19 protein-coding genes and 1 pseudogene are annotated in these 19461 nt (G+C 62.2%); 10 read left to right on the top strand and 10 right to left on the bottom strand.

Annotated elements, in window-relative coordinates:
• Positions 1-99: 99 nt before the first annotated feature.
• Positions 100-468 carry a VOC family protein gene (locus tag U0S50_RS01775; protein ID WP_322307030.1) on the top strand — a complete coding sequence of 123 codons (369 nt, stop codon included), beginning with the start codon at positions 100-102 and terminating at the stop codon, positions 466-468.
• 36 nt (positions 469-504) lie between these two features.
• On the opposite strand, the pseudogene U0S50_RS01770 reads toward U0S50_RS01775, so the two are convergent.
• Positions 505-744 (bottom strand): annotated as a pseudogene (locus U0S50_RS01770) (LysR family transcriptional regulator); the annotation flags it as partial.
• A gap of 269 nt (positions 745-1013) precedes the next feature.
• On the opposite strand from U0S50_RS01770, the gene U0S50_RS01765 reads away from it, so the two are divergent.
• The 3 genes from U0S50_RS01765 to U0S50_RS01755 are packed head-to-tail and all read left to right on the top strand — an operon-like array spanning position 1014 to position 4393.
• Complete coding sequence (locus U0S50_RS01765) at positions 1014-2609, top strand: helicase HerA-like domain-containing protein (protein ID WP_416194938.1); 1596 nt, start codon at positions 1014-1016, stop codon at positions 2607-2609.
• The gene (locus U0S50_RS01760) at positions 2606-3052 is read left to right on the top strand and encodes a globin (protein ID WP_322307029.1); all 447 of its coding nucleotides are present in this window, start codon (positions 2606-2608) and stop codon (positions 3050-3052) included. Before U0S50_RS01765 ends, U0S50_RS01760 begins: the two co-directional genes overlap by 4 nt.
• Before the next feature lie 54 nt (positions 3053-3106).
• Positions 3107-4393, top strand: coding sequence for a cytochrome P450 (locus U0S50_RS01755; protein WP_322307028.1), 1287 nt, complete (start codon positions 3107-3109; stop codon positions 4391-4393).
• A 54-nt stretch (positions 4394-4447) separates the two neighbouring features.
• Here the strand turns inward: U0S50_RS01755 and U0S50_RS01750 are convergent, their stop codons facing one another.
• Complete coding sequence (locus U0S50_RS01750; protein WP_322307027.1) at positions 4448-4723, bottom strand: hypothetical protein; 276 nt, start codon at positions 4721-4723, stop codon at positions 4448-4450.
• A gap of 127 nt (positions 4724-4850) precedes the next feature.
• Between U0S50_RS01750 and U0S50_RS01745 the strand changes: the two genes are divergently transcribed.
• Positions 4851-6026, top strand: coding sequence for a DUF481 domain-containing protein (locus U0S50_RS01745; protein ID WP_322307026.1), 1176 nt, complete (start codon positions 4851-4853; stop codon positions 6024-6026).
• A gap of 28 nt (positions 6027-6054) precedes the next feature.
• Here U0S50_RS01745 and U0S50_RS01740 read toward each other — a convergent pair whose 3' ends face one another.
• From U0S50_RS01740 to U0S50_RS01710, 7 genes are all read right to left on the bottom strand, one after another.
• The gene (locus tag U0S50_RS01740) at positions 6055-6513 is read right to left on the bottom strand and encodes a VOC family protein (protein ID WP_322307025.1); all 459 of its coding nucleotides are present in this window, start codon (positions 6511-6513) and stop codon (positions 6055-6057) included.
• Positions 6510-8045 carry a M20/M25/M40 family metallo-hydrolase gene (locus U0S50_RS01735; RefSeq protein WP_322307024.1) on the bottom strand — a complete coding sequence of 512 codons (1536 nt, stop codon included), beginning with the start codon at positions 8043-8045 and terminating at the stop codon, positions 6510-6512. Before U0S50_RS01735 ends, U0S50_RS01740 begins: the two co-directional genes overlap by 4 nt.
• Before the next feature lie 62 nt (positions 8046-8107).
• Positions 8108-8542 (bottom strand): hypothetical protein, encoded by a 435-nt coding sequence (locus U0S50_RS01730; RefSeq protein ID WP_322307023.1) that lies wholly within the window; start codon positions 8540-8542, stop codon positions 8108-8110.
• Positions 8543-8772: 230 nt separating this feature from the next.
• On the bottom strand, positions 8773-10296 hold the full coding sequence (locus tag U0S50_RS01725) for a fumarate hydratase (RefSeq protein WP_322307022.1): 1524 nt from the start codon (positions 10294-10296) through the stop codon (positions 8773-8775).
• A gap of 110 nt (positions 10297-10406) precedes the next feature.
• The gene (locus U0S50_RS01720) at positions 10407-10871 is read right to left on the bottom strand and encodes a Fur family transcriptional regulator (RefSeq protein WP_322307021.1); all 465 of its coding nucleotides are present in this window, start codon (positions 10869-10871) and stop codon (positions 10407-10409) included.
• Between the two features lie 99 nt (positions 10872-10970).
• A complete protein-coding gene (locus U0S50_RS01715) occupies positions 10971-11405 on the bottom strand; it encodes a MerC domain-containing protein (RefSeq protein WP_322307020.1) in 435 nt (144 codons plus the stop codon).
• A gap of 131 nt (positions 11406-11536) precedes the next feature.
• Positions 11537-12106: a helix-turn-helix domain-containing protein gene (locus U0S50_RS01710; protein WP_322307019.1), complete on the bottom strand. Its 570-nt coding sequence runs from the start codon at positions 12104-12106 to the stop codon at positions 11537-11539.
• 388 nt (positions 12107-12494) lie between these two features.
• Here U0S50_RS01710 and U0S50_RS01705 point away from each other — a divergent pair, with 388 nt between their 5' ends.
• Entirely contained in the window at positions 12495-13340 is an 846-nt protein-coding gene (locus tag U0S50_RS01705) for a metal-dependent hydrolase (RefSeq protein ID WP_322307018.1), read from the top strand.
• 14 nt (positions 13341-13354) lie between these two features.
• Positions 13355-13759, top strand: a complete 405-nt coding sequence (locus U0S50_RS01700; RefSeq protein ID WP_322307017.1) for a DUF2147 domain-containing protein — start codon at positions 13355-13357, stop codon at positions 13757-13759.
• Between the two features lie 22 nt (positions 13760-13781).
• Here the strand turns inward: U0S50_RS01700 and U0S50_RS01695 are convergent, their stop codons facing one another.
• Positions 13782-15446 (bottom strand): AMP-binding protein, encoded by a 1665-nt coding sequence (locus tag U0S50_RS01695; protein ID WP_322307016.1) that lies wholly within the window; start codon positions 15444-15446, stop codon positions 13782-13784.
• Between the two features lie 141 nt (positions 15447-15587).
• On the opposite strand from U0S50_RS01695, the gene U0S50_RS01690 reads away from it, so the two are divergent.
• The 3 genes from U0S50_RS01690 to U0S50_RS01680 all read left to right on the top strand — a co-directional run bounded on the left by U0S50_RS01690 (position 15588) and on the right by U0S50_RS01680 (position 19320).
• Positions 15588-16121, top strand: a complete 534-nt coding sequence (locus U0S50_RS01690) for a hypothetical protein (RefSeq protein ID WP_322307015.1) — start codon at positions 15588-15590, stop codon at positions 16119-16121.
• Between the two features lie 52 nt (positions 16122-16173).
• Positions 16174-17997 (top strand): aminodeoxychorismate synthase component I, encoded by a 1824-nt coding sequence (gene pabB / locus U0S50_RS01685; protein ID WP_322307014.1) that lies wholly within the window; start codon positions 16174-16176, stop codon positions 17995-17997.
• Between the two features lie 111 nt (positions 17998-18108).
• A complete protein-coding gene (locus U0S50_RS01680; protein ID WP_322307013.1) occupies positions 18109-19320 on the top strand; it encodes a pyridoxal phosphate-dependent aminotransferase in 1212 nt (403 codons plus the stop codon).
• The last annotated feature ends 141 nt before the right edge of the window (positions 19321-19461 follow it).

Below are 19461 nucleotides of genomic sequence, written 5' to 3'. Positions count from 1 at the left end.
AAAGAAAAAGGCGCCGCGATCCTTCGGTTCGGCGCCTTTTTCTTTGCGCCAATGAATTTTGTTCTTATTATGTTCGCGCTTCAAATCGGGAGACTGAACATGATCGGATATGTGACGCTGGGTACCAACGACCTCGCCAAAGGGGCCGTTTTTTACGATGCCATCGCCGCAGAGTTGGAGACGCCGCGGATGATGGAGTTCGACAGTTTTATCGCGTGGGGCAAGGCTGACGGGCCGGCAGGGATCGCGTTGACCAAACCGTTCGACGGCAATGCCGCCACGGTCGGTAATGGCGTGATGGTCGCGTTTCAGGCCAAGGACAAGGAACAGGTCCACCGTCTCTATGACATTGCACTGGCCCATGGCGGAACGTGCGAAGGCCCGCCGGGACCGCGTTCGGACAATTTCTATGCGGGCTATTTCCGCGATCCCGATGGAAATAAGCTCAATGCCTTTGTGATGAGCTGATCGGACGGAGCGCGCGCCGCCATTCGCCTGTCGCGGTCAGGCGGAAGGCGCCGCCGCCAATAGGACCAGGCGCAAGGTGGTTCGCTTGCGCGCGATCCGCTTCGTGTCCTCCGGAATGCGCCCGACATGGTCGAGATAGACCATCCCCGTCTCGGTCAAGCTCGTCCACCGGGAGGGCCGGTGGATCAGGCGGTTACCGAGATGGGCCTCCAACTCGCTGATGTTCTTGCTGACCGCAGGCGGAGACAGCCCCAGGCGCCGCCCCGCTCCGGCAAATTTGCGCCGCTGGTATCGCCACGCGGTTTCCTCGGTCCGCTAACCGCCGTGCTGCTCGGCTGGGTCTTTCCGGACCAAGCGCGCAGCTTGGCTCAGCTTGCGGGGGGTGGGGTGGTGATTGGCAGCATCTGCGCCGCGCCGCGTTTCGCCGAACCGCTGTATTCGCGGCCGAGCTCGCCAGCGGCGGCGGCGACCTGATGCCGCGCTCGGCTTGATTTCCCGCCCTTGCGCTCTAGACCTTGAAAAAGTTCAAGAGCGGAGGATCAAGCGTGAGCGACGGCAGCACGGTGAGCGAAATCTATATCGGCCTGGGCGGCGGCGGGGCGCCCGACGGGCCGCGCCAGTCGCTGGTGCTGAAGCGTGCAAACCGGCATGGTCTGATCGCCGGGGCGACCGGCACCGGCAAGACGGTGACGTTGCAGGGGCTGGCCGAAAGCTTTTCGGCCGTAGGCGTCCCGGTTTTTGTCGCTGACGTAAAAGGCGACCTGTCGGGCATGGCGATGGCAGGCAGCCCGACCGCCAAGTCCCACGAACCTTTTGCCAAGCGCGCGGCTGAAATCGGCGATAGCGAGTGGGCCTATCGCGACAATCCCGTGATCTTTTGGGATTTGTTCGGCGAACAGGGACATCCCGTGCGCACCACGATTTCAGAGATGGGGCCGTTGCTGCTGGCACGGTTGATGGGGCTCAACGAAACGCAGGAAGGCGTACTGGCCATTGCATTCCGCGTAGCCGATGAACAGAATATGCTGCTCCTTGATCTTGGCGATCTTCAGGCGATGCTTGCTTGGTGCGCGGAGAACGCGGCCGATCTGTCGGCCAAATATGGCAATGTGACCAAGGCAAGCGTTGGGGCAATTCAGCGTCAGTTGCTGACGCTTGAAAGCCAAGGCGGCGATCATTTCTTCGGCGAGCCCGCGCTCGACATCGCCGACATGATCCGGTGCGACGATCGTGGGCGTGGCTATGTGAACATACTCGCGGCCGACAAGTTGATGGCCAGCCCCAAGCTTTATGCGACCTTCCTGCTCTGGCTCCTATCCGAGATGTTCGAAACGCTGCCTGAGGTTGGGGATCCGGACAAGCCAAAGCTGGTCTTTTTTTTCGATGAAGCCCATCTGCTGTTCGATGATGCGCCGGCCGCTCTGACCGACAAGATCGAACAGGTGGTGCGCCTGATCCGTTCAAAGGGGGTCGGGATTTACTTCGTCACCCAGAATCCGATCGATGTCCCCGAAGAGGTGGCGGGGCAGCTCGGCAACCGCGTTCAACACGCGCTCCGAGCCTTTACCCCACGCGATCAGAAGGCGGTAAAGGCCGCTGCCGACACCTTCCGTCCCAATCCGGCTGTTGATGTCGCGCGCGAAATTACCGAACTCAAGGTCGGCGAGGCGCTTGTTTCCTTGCTGATGGCCGATGGTGCGCCATCCCCGGTCGAACGGACCTTGATCAAACCGCCCTGCTCGCGTGCGGGGCCGCTCGACGCAAAGGAACGCGCGATCATCCAGTCGATTTCTCCGGTCGAGGGGAAATATGACACGGTGGTCGATCGCGAAAGCGCGGAGGAATTGCTCGCGGCGAAGGCCGAACAGGCGCAGGCGGCTGCGATAGAGGCCCAGGCCCAGGCCGAAGCGGACAAACAGGCGGCTCTTGCCGCAAAGGAAGAAGCCAAGCGCAAGGCGACCGAGGAGCGCGAGCGCTTGCGGCTGGAAAAGGCCGCGGCGCGCGAGGCGGCAAAGCCCAGCATGGCGGAAAAGATGATGCAGTCTGCAGCGCGATCGGCCGCGACCAGCATTGGCCGCCAAGTCGGCGGAAAATTCGGTGGCCAGTTGCTGCGCGGTTTGCTTGGAGGTCTGTTCAAATGACCGACGCGGCGGCGATGGAAGCGAACCTGGTTGCCATCGCCGCGGCGGAGATCGATATTCGCCACACGCTGTTCGAGCGCTTTCTCGCGGCCTTTCCACATCGTCGAGACGTCTTTCTGAATCTCGACGCGGCATCGCGGCGGATGACCGACGAAACGCTGCAAATACTTTACGGGCTCGCCGGTGGGGAGGGGTGGGTGTGGCCGCTGGTTGCCGAACTGGTCGTCACCCATCGCAATTATGGCGCGCTGACCATCGCCGAATATGATGCGTTCATCGACATGACAGTCGATGCCGTCGCGGCGGCATCGGGGGATGGGTGGGATGCGACTGCTGAGGCGGCTTGGCGGCGCCAGGCGGCAGCACTAAAGGCGATGGTGCGCCGGGCCGACAGCGAATGGACCGCTGCCATTGCCGGATCGTCGCTGCAGGGCGCAAGTTGATCGCAGGCATTATTGCGGCTCGACATGCGGTTCGAAACGCGGCAGCTTCGTTGCATGGTAAAACCTATCCTGCCCGTCGAGGTCGCCGCCGCGGTTATCGATCCGACCGCTTATGGCGCGTGGGATCCGCTCCACGAACGGCTCGCCTGGGCACGCGCCAACGCGCCGCTTGCGGTCGCGGAAAACCCGTCGCACGATCCCTTCTGGCTGGTGACGCGCCATGCCGATGTGATGGCAATCAGCCGCGATCCCCAGCGTTTTGCAAACGGTATCCGCCCTACGGTGCTCACCGACCGTGCGGGAGAAGCGTTGGCGCGTACGGCCACTCCCGGCGGCGATGGGCATCTCGTCCGCTCGCTGGTCCAGATGGATGCGCCCGACCACATGAAATACCGGCTGCTGACACAGAGCTGGTTCATGCCCAAAAATCTGAAGATCGTCGAAGATCGCATTCGGCATCACGCCCGCGCGGCGGTCGATCATATGCTGTCGCTTGGCGGCGCGTGCGATTTCGCACGGGACGTGGCGGCTTATTATCCGCTGCGCGTGATCATGGACATTTTGGGAGTGCCCGCGGAGGACGAGCCGCGGATGCTGATGCTGACGCAGCAATTGTTCGGGCCGACCGACCCCGAACTCAATCGCAGCCGCGAGGCAATCACGTCGAGCGAACAGGCGATTGCAATGCTCCACTATGTCATCGCCGATTTTGAACAGTATTTCGGGGCGTTGACGGCCGACCGGCGCGCCAGCCCGCGCGAAGACATTGCGACGGTGATCGCGAATGCAGCGATCGACGGCGGGCGAATTCCCGACCGTGAGCTTGCGGGCTATTATATGATCATCGCAACCGCCGGGCACGACACGACGAGCGCCTCCACCGCCGGGGCGATCATGGAACTCGCGAAAAATCCGGAACTGTTCGACCGGTTCCGCGATGCCGGAGCCGACAAGGCGGGGTTGATCGAAGAGGCGATCCGCTGGACCACGCCGGTTCAGCATTTCATGCGCAGCGCGAAAGAGGATGTCGAGCTGGGCGGGCAGATGATCCGGGCGGGCGACTGGCTGATGCTGAACTATGTTTCCGCCAATCGCGACGAGGCGGTGTTCGAACGACCCTCTACCTTCGATCCCGATCGGCCGAAGAACCAGCAGATCGCTTTCGGCTTTGGCGCTCATGTTTGCCTTGGTCAGCATCTGGCACGGATGGAGATGCGCATCCTGATGGAAGAATTGCTGCCGCGTTTGAAAAGCATCGAGCTGGCGGGCGATCCGGCGCGCGTTGAATCGGTGTTTGTCGGGGGTCTTAAGCGTCTGCCGATCCGCTTTGTCGCTGCCTAGTGTCGCGGGAAGGAAAGGCGATGCCGGCGATCCGGCTGGCGCGTGCCGTTCTGCCTATTTCGGGCGTTGCATGATCCAGCTGAACGCCATGGCGTTGAACATGGTGTAAAGCCCGTACAGGAGCAGGCCCGTGAACCAGTTGCGCGTCGTGATCGCCATCGCACCGACCAGCAACAGGAATTCGAAGACATAGGTGATATTTGGCCCGACCTTTTCGGCGAGCGGGCGAACCATCTGCTGGATCAGCGGATCTTCGCTTTCCATGAAGGCGCGGTGCATCGCAAAATTGCCGATACCGGCACAAAAAATGGCGATGATCGCGATCAGCATAGGTTTGCACATGGGGCGTTAAGGGTGGAAATGCCAGTGGCTTTCCGCCTAAGACTGGCGCCGGGGTCGGCAAAACCCCGCCGTCCCTTGATAATCTGCCTCTCCTTTTCCGGCGAAGGACCGTCCGATGACCAAATTTGCGCGCCTGTCGGCCCTGTCGCTGCTGATCGTTCCGTTCGGCGCGCCGCTTTTTGCCCAGGCGCCGGTCGTGGTTCCGCCAATCTCGCCGTTGCTAGTTCCTCCCGCCGTGCCGGTGCTGTTGTCCGAAATGGCGCCCCGGCCGCTGCCCGTCCCGGTTCGCACCATGATCGAGGCCGCGCTGGAAGGCGGAAAAAAAAGCGAAGTCGAAACCGTGGTGTCGCTGGCAAAGGCGACCAATCCGCGCTCGATTGGCGATATTGATGCGATCCTCGCGGCGCATCAGGCACGGCGCAACGGCGATCTGCAAGCCGATCCCGACCCGGTTCGTGACATGCTCGCTGCGGCGATCGAGAGCAAGAAGGATGGCGATGTCGAGGCAGTCGGCAAGCTGGCCAAGCGCGCGGCGCCCGACAAGGCGGCAGAGGTCGATGCCCTGCTCGACGATTATCGCCAGAAGCGTGCCGAGGAAAAGCGCGCCGCCGCCGCCGCCGAACGCGAGCGGTTGGCGCAGGCGAAAATCTGGCAGAACTGGAAAGGCGAGGGGCAGATCGGCGCTTCGCATGCCACCGGCAACACCCGCTCGGCAGGGATCAGTCTGGGCATTGCCCTCGCGCGCAAGGGGATCGACTGGAACCAGCGCTTTCGTGCGCAGGCCGATTATCAGCGGACCAACGGCCGCACGACGATCGAAAAATATCTCGCCGAATATGAACCGCAGATCAAGGTCGGGGAACGCGCTTTCGCATATGGGTTCGGCCGATGGGAACGCGATCGGATGCAGGGGTATAGCGCGCGCTGGAACCTGTCGGGGGGAATGGGGTACAAGCTGTTCGACGCCAAGGATCTGACGTTGAGCGTGAAGGCGGGGCCGGCGTGGCGCCGTACAGAATTCCTGCGGCGCCCCTATGAAAATGAGTTGACGGGGCTCGCGGGGGTCGATTTCGGTTGGCAGGTGTCGCCTACGGTCCGCCTGACCCAGGTGGCATCGGCAATCATTGGCGAGCGGACGATGACGACGAGTTCGCTGACGGCACTCAATGCCAAGCTGACCGGAGCGCTGTCGGCGCGGGTATCCTATTCGGCCGATTATGACACCAGCCCGCCCGCGGGGGTCGACAATCTGGATACGCTGACCCGCTTTACGCTGGTTTACGGTTTCTAGATGCCAGATGAGGGCGGAGCTGTCGGCGCTAATCGAAAGCGTCGGCGCCGCCGATCTGCTGCCCTTCGGCGAGCAAACCGCTGCCCGGAACATGGTTGAATTCGATCCGGATCCCGTCAGGATCTTCGAAAAGGATCGAATAATAGCCGGGCGCCCAAGGCTCCTCCTGCGGGCCGTGGACGAGGACTATGTCGCTGCGCTCCTTCAAAAAGCCGAATAGACGGTCGATTGCGGCGCGATCGCGCATCCGGAAACAGGCGTGGTGCAACCCAGGCGCGCCCTGATCGAAACGCTTGCCCGTATTTTCCGGGCTGCCGGTGCGGATGCCGATCGCGGTTCGCCCGCCTACGCCATACAGCATGGCGTCGCTGTCGAGCACGACCTTCAGCTCCAGATAGCGGATCATGTCGCGCCAGAAAGCCGTCGATCGCGCAAAATCGCCCGCGGTCAGAATGACGTGCGCGACGCCGTTGAGATCGCCGCTCATCGGATTGCCGCCAAAGTATAGAGGAACTCGGCGTAGCCCATCGTCGAATCGACCAGTCCGGCGACCTTCGGATTGGTCGATTCGATCAGATAATATTCATCGGGCGCATGCGCACCCGCGCCATGACCGATGCCGAAATGGCCCGCCGGAATCGATACTGGCGGCGCGGTAAAGGTTGCTCCCGGCCAAGAACCCGCCAGCCGGGCATTGAGGTTCGCCTGCACGCCCAGCCGGCGATAGGTCGCCAGCTCGGTGCGTATCAGGCGGCTGTTCTCATCCGTTTCGGTAGGATCATACCCACCGCTGACGTTCATTTCGACGTCTGAAAAGCCATGTTTGTCGAGATGCGTGCGTAGTTTATGCTCCGCCTCGGCGCGGGTTTGATCGGGAACGAGACGCAGATCGAGTTTCGCGACAGCCCGTCCGGGAAGGATGGTCTTGCCGCCGGGGCCGGTATAGCCGGCGACGAGTCCTTCGATATTGACCGTCGGTTCCTGCGCCAGACGGATCAGCGCGTCCTCATAGGGCAGATCGTCGATCCAGTGACTGACCCCCAGCAATTGTTTCTGCTGCGCTTCGTTGAGATGCTTGGCCGCTTCGCGGATCAGCGCCTTTTCACGATCCGACAGGGGGCGGACATTGTCGAACCAACCTTCGATTGCGGGGGTGTTGCCATCGGGTGTTACCAGCGTGTTGAGTGCCGAGACCAGGCGCCAGGCGGGGGAATCGACCATGGCCTTCAGACTTGAATGGACATCGGCCTTGGGGCCGCGTCCCCATTTCTCGCCACTGGCGATCAGTTCCAGCTCGATCACGCCTTTCGATCCCAGATTGACGGAGACATTCCCATTCTTGTCCTGCCAGCCGGCCGGGATGAAAATGCCTTCGCATTTTCTGAGTGCGGAGAGGATGTTGGGGCGCGTCGCGATCTGGCGGAAATGTGGCGATCCGATCTCCTCCTCGCCTTCGCACACCAGGACGATGTTGACAGGCGGCTTGCCGCCAGCGGCGCGGATAGCGTGCAGCGCAGCAAGAAACGTCGCCTCGGGCCCCTTCTGGTTCACTGCGCCGCGGCCCATCATCGCCTGTCCGAAGCCGGGGCGATCGACCATGCGTCCTTCCAGCGGTGGCGACGACCATTCGGCCGGATCGAATTGCTTTACGTCATACATGAAATAGATGCCGAGTGTGCGCGGCGCGCCGACGTCGATCGTGCCGAAGACGCCGGGGTGGCCGTCGGTGGGTACAATCTCGACATTGGCAAAGCCGGCGTCGCGCGCCAGTTCGGCCATATGGGCTGCACCTTCGGCCATGTTGCGATTCTCGGCGGCGATCGAGGGCAGGGCGATCCAGTCGCGAAGTCGCTTGATCGATGCGTCCTTGCCTGCTTCGGCTGCCTTGCGGATCGCCGCGCTCTGGCTGTTTGCTGCCAGCGAAGGCAAGGGACGCATTGCCATCGCCCCCGCTCCGAGCATCGCAGCACCGCGAATCAGGTCGCGGCGGTTGAAGGCGTCGAAACTCCGAAAATCCATGGCGGCCCCTCCTCATTGCTGTCGGACCATGATGGCCGAACGCCCCGCGAAGGCAAGAGACGTTACCGCTCCGCGATGGTGAAGCCTGGCAGCGGACGCGTTTCGACGAACCCTCGATGATACATATCCATATAGACGACGGTGGCCGCCGGTTCGTCGCCCTCGCACTGCAGCTCGTAGGCATCGACGATGTTGCCGAAAACGCCGATCCCCATACTGCCGCGGCGCTGGAACATGGGCTGGCCGCCATCGGCGCAGCGCAGCGCGGCGAGATAGGCGCGCTGCCCCTGTGGCTGCTCTGCGCGCACCGGATTCTGTTCGCTGCCCAGGGGATGTGCGTCGGCCTTCTCGATCGCCCGCTTCAGCTTCTTGCCCTTCAGCACTGACTGGCCCGACAGCATGGCCTCCAGATCGTCGTTGGCCTGTGCAGGGGGTGCCGTCGCCAGCAGTGCTCCACCTGCCATGACCGCCAACAATGATGATTTCTTGATTGGCAAATGCCCTCTCCCGCTATGCCCGGCTTCGTCCGCCGCGGATATCACGCGACCTTCATCGTCTTGCAATTGCTGTCTGGCAAGGGGAAGGATGGGACGGGGGCTGCCCCGTCAGGGCACTGGGTTCACGTCGCAGAATCGCTGCGTCGCCTGTGCTGCCCATCTGGCGGGGAGCGTTGGGCTATTGGTGGTGCAAGGCAAGACCGGGCAAGATACTGTCAGCGAAGCTCACATCAAGCCTTCGCCAGCAACCCTTCGTCCTTGATCCGCTTTTGCCAAAGCGCGGGCGCGTTGACATGGACATTCTGACCTTCGCTGTCGACTGCGACGGTGACGGGGAAGTCCTGAACCTCAAACTCGTAAATCGCTTCCATGCCGAGGTCGGCAAAGCCGACCACCTTGCTGCCCTTGATCGCGCGTGCGACGAGATAGGCCGCGCCGCCGACCGCCATCAGATAGGCGCTCTTGTGCTTGGCGATTGCGTTCGTTGCGGCGGGGCCGCGTTCGGCCTTGCCGACACAGGCGAGCAGGCCCTGATCGAGCATCATGTCCATGAACTTGTCCATGCGCGTCGCGGTCGTCGGACCCGCAGGGCCGACGATTTCTTCGCCGACCGGATCGACCGGTCCGACATAATAGATGACGCGGCCCTTGAACTCGACGGGCAGTTCCTCTCCCTTGGCGAGCATGTCGGCGATGCGCTTGTGTGCGGCGTCGCGTCCGGTGAGCATCTTGCCGTTGAGCAGCAGGCGGTCGCCCTGTTTCCAACTCGCGACGACCTCGGGGGTCAGATTGTCGAGATCGACGCGGATCGCCGCCTGATCTGGCTTCCAGTCGATCTGCGGATAATCGGCGAGCACTGGCTTTTCGAGATAGGCGGGGCCGCTGCCGTCGAGCGTCACATGCGCGTGGCGCGTCGCAGCGCAATTGGGGATCATCGCGACGGGCTTCGACGCGGCATGCGTCGGCCAGTCGGCGATCTTGACGTCAAGCACGGTGGCTAGGCCGCCGAGGCCCTGTGCGCCGATGCCGAGCGCGTTGACCTTTTCATAAAGCTCGATGCGCAGTTCCTCGGTCGGGCTCGACGGTCCGCGCGCAAGCAGTTCGGTCATATCGATCGGGTCCATCAGCGACTGCTTTGCAAGCAGCATCGCCTTTTCCGCCGTGCCGCCGATGCCGATGCCGAGCATGCCGGGGGGGCACCAGCCCGCCCCCATCTGCGGGACCATTTCGAGGACCCAGTCGACGATCGAATCCGACGGATTCATCATCTTGAACTTCGACTTGTTCTCGCTGCCGCCGCCCTTGGCCGCGACATCGATCACCACCTTGTTGCCCGGCACCATCTCGACGTTCAGGACCGATGGCGTGTTGTCCTTTGTATTGACGCGGCTGAACGCCGGGTCGGCGAGGATCGAGGCACGCAGCTTGTTTTCGGGGTGGAGATAGGCTCGGCGCACGCCCTCATCGACGACCTGCTGCAGGCTGCGCGGTGAGTCGAGGCGGCAATCCATGCCCCATTTGATGAAGACGGTGACGATGCCGGTATCCTGACAGATCGGGCGGTGCCCTTCGGCGCACATGCGGCTGTTCGACAGGATCTGCGCCATCGCATCCTTGGCAGCTGGCGACACCTCGCGCTCATAGGCGGCGCCGAGCGCGCGGATATAATCCATCGGGTGGAAATAGCTGATATATTGAAGCGCGTCGGCGATGGTTTCGACCAGATCGTCTTCGCGGATGATGACGGTGTTCATGTGCAGCCCTTTGCCCGTGGTTCGGATTCGCGGGTTTCCCTAGACCCGGCGGCGGCCAACGAAAAGAGGGCTGGGGCAATCGATGCTTCAGGCGTGTCCGATGCCGCGCCTTATTGGCAGTCGGTGCATTTTCCCCGGACTTCGATTACGGGTCGCACGGCGGCAAAGCCGGTGGCCTCGGCCGCGGCGCGAACGCCCCCGGCCAGCTTGTCGTCATCGACATGAACGGCGCTGCCGCAATTGTCGCAGATCAGGAAGATGCAGTCGTGCAGACAGCCGGGATGGCTGTTCGCCACAAAGGCGTTGGCGCTTTCGACCCGGCGAACCAGATTGTTCGCCACGAACAAATCCAGGATGCGATATACGCTGTTCGGTGCCACCCGCTTGCCCCGCTTTTGCGAGACAATGTCCGCAATTTCATAAGCGCTCGCGGGTTTGCCGATCTCGGCCACGGCGTCGAAAATTTGCGCGCGCATGTCGGTCCAGGCCTCTCCGCCCTTTTCGAGCGCGGCTTGGGCTGCATTGGCGAGCGAGGCTCCCGTCGCCTCGACATGCGGATGGTCATGTTTGCCCATGGCTTTTCCTTTGCGCGGCGCTTTTTCCGCACGGATCATATACCCGGCCATGATGTAGGACGTTTGCTCGCCGCCCGCAAGCCGCGGCGCGGAATGGCGTCAGGCGCCGCGAGCCCGGCGGTTAAGGTCGTGACCCAGTGCCACGACGGCAACGCCGACCATTGTCGCCAGTATCTCGCTGCCATCATGTGGGCGCGACAAGGCGCCGGCCATCATTCCAAGCCCGAAGCAGCCGACGCCGAAAGGCATCATGTAGCCGTGGCTGAGCACCCCCGCGACAAGCGTGACAAGCGCAAAGCCGATCGCGACGATCAGGCCAATTTCGTGGAAGATGGGGTTGAGGAGCACGCCGCCGACCGAAGCGATCGAGGCGAAAAGGATGGTGCTGGCCAGGCAATGTACAAGGCACAGGCCCGATAGGCCCATCGCCAATTGATCGCCATCGAGTGCCGTCAACGGACGCGAATCGCGCGCAGCCCGAACCAGCGCGCTGAGGCGCGACAGGGCAGGGGTCTGTTTGGCGAGCAGCGTCACCCGATTCTCCATTGGCGTGAATATAACCTTGATATGGCATATCATGAGGCAGGTTACAACATCACGCTCGCGGAAAGCCGCTTTGACGCCCACGAATCGAAGCGATGGACGCTGCCTCCGCATGCCGGCGTTCAGGCTGCGCCCGGCGGCACGGCGGGCGGGATTCCGCTAGGCAGCAGGAATAGGGGCAGGATGCGCGCAATCAACTCGCGCATTGCCTCGTCCTTCTGGTCCAGCATGTCGCGCAAATGCGGCCCGATCACCGCATCGCCAAAGGCTGATACCGCCATCAGCAACACGGCGAGGCGGACGCGTTCGGGCGCGCCATCGTCGCGTGCCTGATCGACAATCGCGGCGACCAGCGCGCTGACGGCGTCCCGTACCGGCTCGAGTTGGCGAACGTCGCCCGACAGGACGATCCAAGCCGCCAGTGGGCCGGCGCCGCCCTTGTCGAAGGCGTCGAATACCATGTCCGCGACGGTGCGCGGCGCCGCCGCATCGGTTTTGAGCAGGTTGACCACATCGTCGAGCGCGTTCGTCAGGTCGTTGATCATCGACCCCATCAGAGCGGATTGCAGCGCGGCGGCCGAACCGAAATGATGAAGGATGTTGGCATGTGACATGCCGATGCGGTCGCCGATATTGGCCAATGTTACGGCGCCCGGCCCGCCTTCGAGCAACAGTTTCCGGGCGGCTGCCAATCCTTCTTCCCGGACTTCGGCGCCGGGCCGCTTGCGACGCTTTTGATGCGGTCGCGCTTGCTTGTACATATATTCTACCCTCACAGTCGTCGCCCCCCGACGCTGTCTTCCCTGAGCTTTAGCGCAAAGCGCGGGATTTTCATAATGGGCTGCTTTGTCCCTGCATCAGGCCGCGATCCGGGCGCAGGCCGCGGGCGCCAGCGGCCGGGGAATCTCGTGGCCCAAGGTCTGGGGTGGGGAGGGTGAAGGTGTGGGCATAGGCCCTTTTCCGTGTTTTGATTGAAGGAAATCCGCGAAATTCGGGCCTCCAAGGCGAGGCTTGCCTGTCTCACCTCCATCATTTATATACATTGATGTTAATGTAAGAAAATGATGGGAGTTAAGGATCATGTCGTCACCAAGTCGAACCCCCGCGGACCTCCACATTGAAAAGCGCGATCTGAAATTCGGCCGTGAAGACCCGCCTGCGCGCTGGTGGCACAGCGGAGATCCGGGGCGCACCGCCTTTTTCAACGCGCTGTCGTCGACCTTCCCTGTGGGGGAAAGGTTCTTCATGACGGCCGTTCGTTACTATCGCGACGACACGGCCCAGCCGCTGCGCGGACAAATTGATGATTTCCTCTATCAGGAATCGATGCACACGCGCGAGCATGTGGTGTTCAACCGGCAGGCACAGGATGCAGGCTATGACATCGCCCCGCTCGAAGATCGGGCGCGGCGAACCATTGGCTGGGTCAAGCGACGCTCACCTTTGCAACAACTCGCCGCGACCTGTGCGCTCGAACATTATACAGCTACGCTGGCACACGACGCCCTCGCCAATCCCGAACATCTTGGTGGCGCGGCGCCCGAGGCGCGGCGGATGTGGCAATGGCATGCGATCGAGGAAGTAGAGCATAAGGCCGTGGCCTTCGATACCTTTCTGCATGCGACGCGGCACATGACGCCGATGCGACGCTGGCTGAAGCGTTCGTTGGTGATGTGCGTGACGACAGTGCGTTTCCACTATGTCATTTTCCGTAACACCGCCGATCTTCTGCGGCAGGATGGCCTGAATGATTTCGCAACGTGGCGCAGTCTGCTCCGCTATCTTTATGGCCGGCCTGGAACGATGCGCATGCTGCTGCGCGGTGCGTTTACCTATATGAGACCTGGCTTTCATCCATGGGAAATCGATGATCGCGCGCTGATTGTCACCTCGCTGGCCCAGCTCGAAGCAGGACAAGCGGCATGAGGGGGCTTGGGCGGATGGCGGTCACCGCCGTTGCCGCGTGGATCGCGATGCCCGGCATGGCCGCAGAAATTACCGGAATCTGGGCAACCGGCAGCGAAGGGGGCCGGGTTGAAATCTATCGCTGTGGTTCGGCGCTGTGCGGCCGGGTGGTCGATGCGGCGCGGTTGCGGGCAAACCCGGATCTGCGTGACGTGCGCAACGCGAACCCGGCGCTTCGCGGGCGCAAACTCAAGGGGCTCATCGTGCTCAAGGGTTTTTCCGGCGGTCCGCATGAGTGGAAGGGCGGACCTGTCTATGATCCGGAGACGGGTGACGGAGCGAAGCACGGGCAGTTGAGACTGCTGCCTGGCGGAAGGCTTGAGCTGAAGGGCTGTGTCGCCTTTTTCTGCCGGACCAAGATATGGACCCGGATCGGCTGAGCCGTACCGCAGCGGAGCGGGGTCAGCCCTGCTCCGCCCGGAGCGCCTTGCGGTCGAGTTTGCCGATCATCGTCTTGGGGAGTTCGCCGCGTATTTCGACCGCGCTCACCCGCTCATGCTTGCCGAGTTGGGGGTTGAGCCAGGCAGCGAGCGCATCGCCGGTCAGATTGGCGCCGTCCTCCAGCGTCACGAAGGCTTTGGGGCTTTCGCCGCGATAGGCGTCGGGAACCCCGAGCACGATGGCTTCCTTGATCGCCGGATGCTCATACAGGCGTGCTTCGATTACGCTGGGATAGACTTTGAAGCCGCCGACCGCGATCATGTCCTTCAGCCGATCGACGATCCGAATATAGCCGTCGGCGTCCACCGTCGCGACGTCGCCGGTGCGTAGCCAGCCATCGACCGTGAAGCTGTCCTGGTCCGCTTCCGGCCGGTTCCAATAGCCTTGCATGATCTGCGGCCCCCTGACCGCGAGTTCGCCGGGCTCGGCTTTTGGTGCATCCTTTGACGGGTCCTCCTTGTCGAGCAGCCGGATATGAGTGGCCGGGAGGGGCTGGCCGATGGTGCCTGCCTTCACCGGTCCATCATATGGGTTGGTCGAAACGACGCCCGAGCTCTCGGTGAGGCCATAGCCTTCGACCAGCGCAGCGCCGGTCGCGGCGACGAATTTTTCGCGCAGCTCGGCCGGCATGGGAGCGCCCCCGGAAATACAGACGCGCAGGCTGGAAAAGTCGGTCTTTCGAATATCTGGATGATCGAGCAGGGCCTGGTACATCGTCGGAACGCCGGGCAAGGCCGTCGTGCGGGTGCGGGTAATCGCGGCCAGAGCCTGAGCGGCGTCGAAGCGCGGAAGCATGGTGATGGCGCCGCCGTTCAGCACCGTGCGGTTCAGAACGCAAGTGTTGGCAAAAACATGGAAGAAGGGCAGGACGCCGAGGATGCGGTCATCGGCGTCGTGATCGGGGTCGATCGCATTCACCTGCCGCGCATTGGCCGTCAGATTCTGGTGCGTCAGCATCGCACCCTTTGGTGTCCCGGTCGTTCCACCGGTATATTGGATCAGGGCGATGTCGCGTTCGGGATCGATGGCCACCGGGGCCGGGCGTCCGTCATTATCGATGAGTTTTGAAAAACGGACGATGCGGGAATCGTCAGGCAGCGCCGCAACCTCGTTCCGCTTGAACAATCGGTACAATAGCGCCTTGGATACGGGCAGACCCCCTGCGACCGAGCCGACGACGAGCTGGCGCAGACTTGAGCCATCCAGAACCTTGAGCGCGGTAGGCAGCAACGCTTTCGCGCTGATCGTGAAGAGTGTGTCGGTGCCCGAATCCTCCACCTGCTGCTCAAGCTCCGCGACCGTATAGAGCGGTGAGAAGTTGACCACGGTGGCACCGGCGGCCAGCGCGCCATAATAGGCTGCAACATAATGGGGCACGTTGGGCAGGAATAGGCCGACGCGGCAACCCTTGCCGATCCCGCGTTGCTGCAGCCCATGCGCGACCCGCGCCGCTGCGCGTGCAACCTCTTCATATCCGAACCGCCGCCCCATGAAGTCTAGCATCGGTGCATCGCCGCGCCGCGCAACGCTCGCGGCCAGCATGTCGGGTAACGACAGAGGCGCAAACTCCTGATCCCAAATCGTCGGATGGTGGTAGTCGGTGGACCAGGAGAATAAGCTATCCATCAGAACAATCAGTCCTTTTGCTGCAAAAAGCATTTTGACACTAAGGTAAATAAGCGCTGGGCGCAATCCACCGGTGCTTGCGGGTGGAGTGGCAGGGCGCTAGGCACGCAACGGGAAAATATTTTCGAAAAAGGGCTTGTCATGCAGCAACTCTCGCAGCGGATCATGCTTACATTTGCGGTTCTTTGCGGCGCAGCGTTCGTGCCTGCCACCGCCAAAGACAAAGAGAAAGCCGTAACGCCTTCGCAAATTAGGGAATTATATGTTTGCCGCGATATCGCGGATTCCGCTCAGCGCCTGGAGTGTTTCGACCGGAAAGTAGAAGCGCTAGCCGTAGCGGAGGCTAATCGGGAGATCAGCTTTACGGACAAGGCGACCGCGAAGAAAACGCGCCGCGGACTTTTCGGATTCGTGCTCCCCAATATTGATGGCTTGATCGGAGATACGGAGGACATTGAGAGTATCGAAACGACCATCAAATCGGCGAGTATGGGCGCAAATGGAAGATATCGCTTCTCCTTCGCTGACGGTTCGGTTTGGTACCAAATTGATGATATTCAACTGTTCCGTGACCCAAGCGGCGGGAAAAAAATTGTGATTCGAAAAGCCGCGCTGGGCAGCTTCTTGGGGAAAATCGAAGGCGAGCGAGCGATCCGGATGCGTCGCGAGCGTTGACCGATGGCGCGGTGTCGTCACAGTCTTCCTATCGCCTGATCTCTTCGCGCCCATGCCCAATCCCGTTTTGAACACGTGGAAAACCTCGCCGCCCTTCGTTCTGCTTGACGATGCGCGGGTGGCGCAGGCTGCGCCTGCGCGCCTGTTTGTCGATCCGGTCGAGATACTCGATGTGCGAAATGCTGCTCAGATGCCCGCGCTGCTCGATGCGCTGGATGCCGCGCGGACGCGTGGGCTCTTTGTTGCTGGCTATCTGGCCTATGAGGCCGGGAAGGGGCAGGCTGCGGCGTGGCGCGGCCCTGTCGACGAAGCGGGCGACGATGGAGCCCCGTTGGCCTGGTTCGGCTTGTTCGAACGGGTCGAGCGGGTCGATGCCGATGCGGTCCCTGCCTTGCTTCCCGATCCGGGCTCGGCGTGGATAGGTTCTCCCGCGCCGCGCGTCGCACGCACCGATTTTGAGACGGCGGTCGAAGCCGCGCTTTCATATATTCGCGCCGGAGATATTTATCAGGCCAATCTGACCTTTCGCGCCGACGTGCCGGTGCTCGGTGATCCGCTGGCCGTCTATGCGCGGCTGCGACAGACGGCCCGCGCGGGTTATGGCGGCTTCATCTGGACCGGCGCGCAGGCGATTGCATCGCTGTCGCCCGAATTGTTTTTCGCGGTGCGCGACGGGCAGGTGATGGCGCGGCCGATGAAAGGAACCGCAACACGGCGGGCGAGCGCGGACGCTGACGCAATAGCGGCACGGACGCTCGCCGACGATCCGAAGCAGCGCGCCGAAAATCTGATGATTGTCGACCTGATCCGGAATGACCTGTCGCGGGTCGCGGAACCGGGCACGGTTTCGGTGCCTGAACTGTTTCGCGTCGAAACCTATCCGACCATTCATCAACTGGTGTCCGATGTGACCGCGCAACTGGCTGCCGACAAGGGGGCGGTTGACGTGCTGCGCGCCGCCTTTCCTTGCGGATCGATCACCGGGGCGCCGAAGATTCGTGCGATGGAAATCATCGACGAACTGGAAAATGATCCGCGGGGCCTCTACACGGGTTCGATCGGTTTTCTGGAACCGGGCGGCGATGCTGCCTTCAATGTCGCGATCCGAACCCTTGTCTTTCCTCCCTCGAGCGGCTTGCGCGACCAGCCGCATTGCGCCACGCTGGGACTAGGATCGGGAATCGTGTCCGACAGCGTGCCGGGGGATGAATGGCGCGAATGTCTCGCCAAGGGGGAATTTGTGAACGCAGCGGCTGAGGGTTTCGACCTTCTGGAAACGATGCTTTTCGACCCCGTCGAAGGGGTCCAGCGACTGGAGGGGCATCTTGCCCGGATGAAGACCAGCGCCGAGGCGCTGGGCTTTGTCTTCGACCGGCACGATGCGCGCAACAGCCTGCAGTCGGCGACTTTCCGGCTGCGCAGCGCGGCGCGGGTGCGGATGCGGCTTGCCGCCTCGGGCGCGCTGGCGGTCGAGGTGACACCGCTGCCGCGTCTTGCCGAACTGCCGGTTCCAGTGGCAGTCCGTGCGGCCCCAATGTTGGCGGGCGATTTCCGCCTGTCGCACAAGACGAGCCTGCGCGGCGCCTATGATGCCGCGCGACGTGAAAGCGGTACGGCGGAAGTCGTGTTCGTCGATGAACCTGGATTTGTCACCGAAGGCAGTTGGAGCAATGTCTTCGTCGAGCGCGATGGCGTGCTTCTGACGCCGCCGCTGGCGTTGGGGCTTCTGCCCGGGGTGCTACGGGCCGAGTTGATCGACAAGGGGCGCGCGGTTGAATCGCACCTGCGTATCGCCGATCTGGTCGATGGCTTCTTTATCGGCAATTCATTGCGCGGGCTTGTCCCAGCGCGGTTGTCCGACGCTGCCGTCGCATAGGTAAATTATCTCGCCTGCGCTTGCGCATTGCTGGCAGAGGCTTTAGGCGCGGCCGCGCGCAATTTCCTGTCATTTCGCCGCACGCCTGCGCATAGCAAGGAAGACCTTATCATGTCGCTGAAGCCGCATATCTCCGCCGCTCTCGATCGTATCCAGCCGTCCGCTACCCTCGCGATGACCGCGCGCGTGGCCAAGCTGAAAGCCGAAGGCGTCGATGTGATCGGGCTCAGCGCAGGCGAGCCCGATTTCGACACCCCTGATTTCGTCAAGGAAGCCGCTATCGAGGCGATCCGTGGCGGCCAGACGAAATATACGCTGGTCGACGGCACCGTCGCGCTGAAGGAAGCGATCCGCGGCAAGTTCCGCCGCGATAACGGTCTTGATTTCGGGCTTGACCAGATCACAGTCAATGTCGGCGGCAAGCACACTTTGTTCAACGCGCTGGTTGCAACGGTCGATGCCGGCGACGAGGTCATCATTCCTGCACCCTATTGGGTCAGCTATCCCGACATTGTCGCTTTCTGCGGTGGCGTCCCGGTCGTCGTCGAGGCGTCCGCAGCCCAGAATTACAAGATCACCCCGGCGCAGCTCGATGCTGCGATCACGGCCAAGACACGTTGGATCATCTTCAATTCGCCCTCGAACCCCTCGGGTGCCGCCTATTCACCCGAAGAGCTCGACGCAATCGGCGAGGTCGTCCGTCGTCACCCGCACGTCATGGTGATGTGCGATGATATGTATGAGCATGTCTGGTACGCCGATTTCGCCTTTTCGACGCTGGCGCAGCGTTGCCCCGATCTCATCGATCGCATTCTGACCGTGAATGGTTGTTCAAAGGCGTATGCGATGACGGGGTGGCGCATCGGCTACGCCGGTGGTCCGGCCTGGCTGATCAAGGCGATGGGCAAATTGCAGTCGCAGTCGACGTCCAATCCCTGCTCGGTGGCCCAGGCCGCCGCAGTCGCCGCGCTCGGCGGACCGCAACAGTTTCTGGAAGAGCGCAACGCGGCATTCCGCAAGCGCCGCGATATGGTCGTCGCGATGCTGAACGATGCGCCGGGGCTCAATTGCCCCGTGCCCGACGGTGCCTTTTATGTTTACCCCGACGCCAGCGGTTGCATCGGCAAGAAGACACCGGCGGGTCAGGTCATCGAGAATGACGAGGTGCTGATCGACTATTTCCTCGATTCCGCGCGCGTGGCCGCCGTGCATGGCGGGGCCTTCGGGCTTTCTCCGGCGTTTCGTGTGTCCTATGCGACGTCGGAGGCGGTCCTGAAGGAGGCTTGCGTGCGCATCCAGCGGGCGTGCGCAGCGCTCAGCTAAAGGCCGCCTGGTTACGACCGAAGCTTTTCTATCCCCGGCATATCTTGTGCGCCGGGGTGGCGCCCCCATCTGTTTGATGAACGGCAATTAAGCGTACGGTTCACCATATGGTAAGCCGCGACGGCTAAGGTGATGGCTATC

This window comes from Sphingopyxis sp. (genome assembly GCF_034380315.1).
Classification (GTDB): Bacteria; Pseudomonadota; Alphaproteobacteria; order Sphingomonadales; family Sphingomonadaceae; genus Sphingopyxis.
The sequence above is the reverse complement of the archived record's forward strand: the minus strand, read 5'-3'. Positions and strand labels throughout refer to the sequence as shown.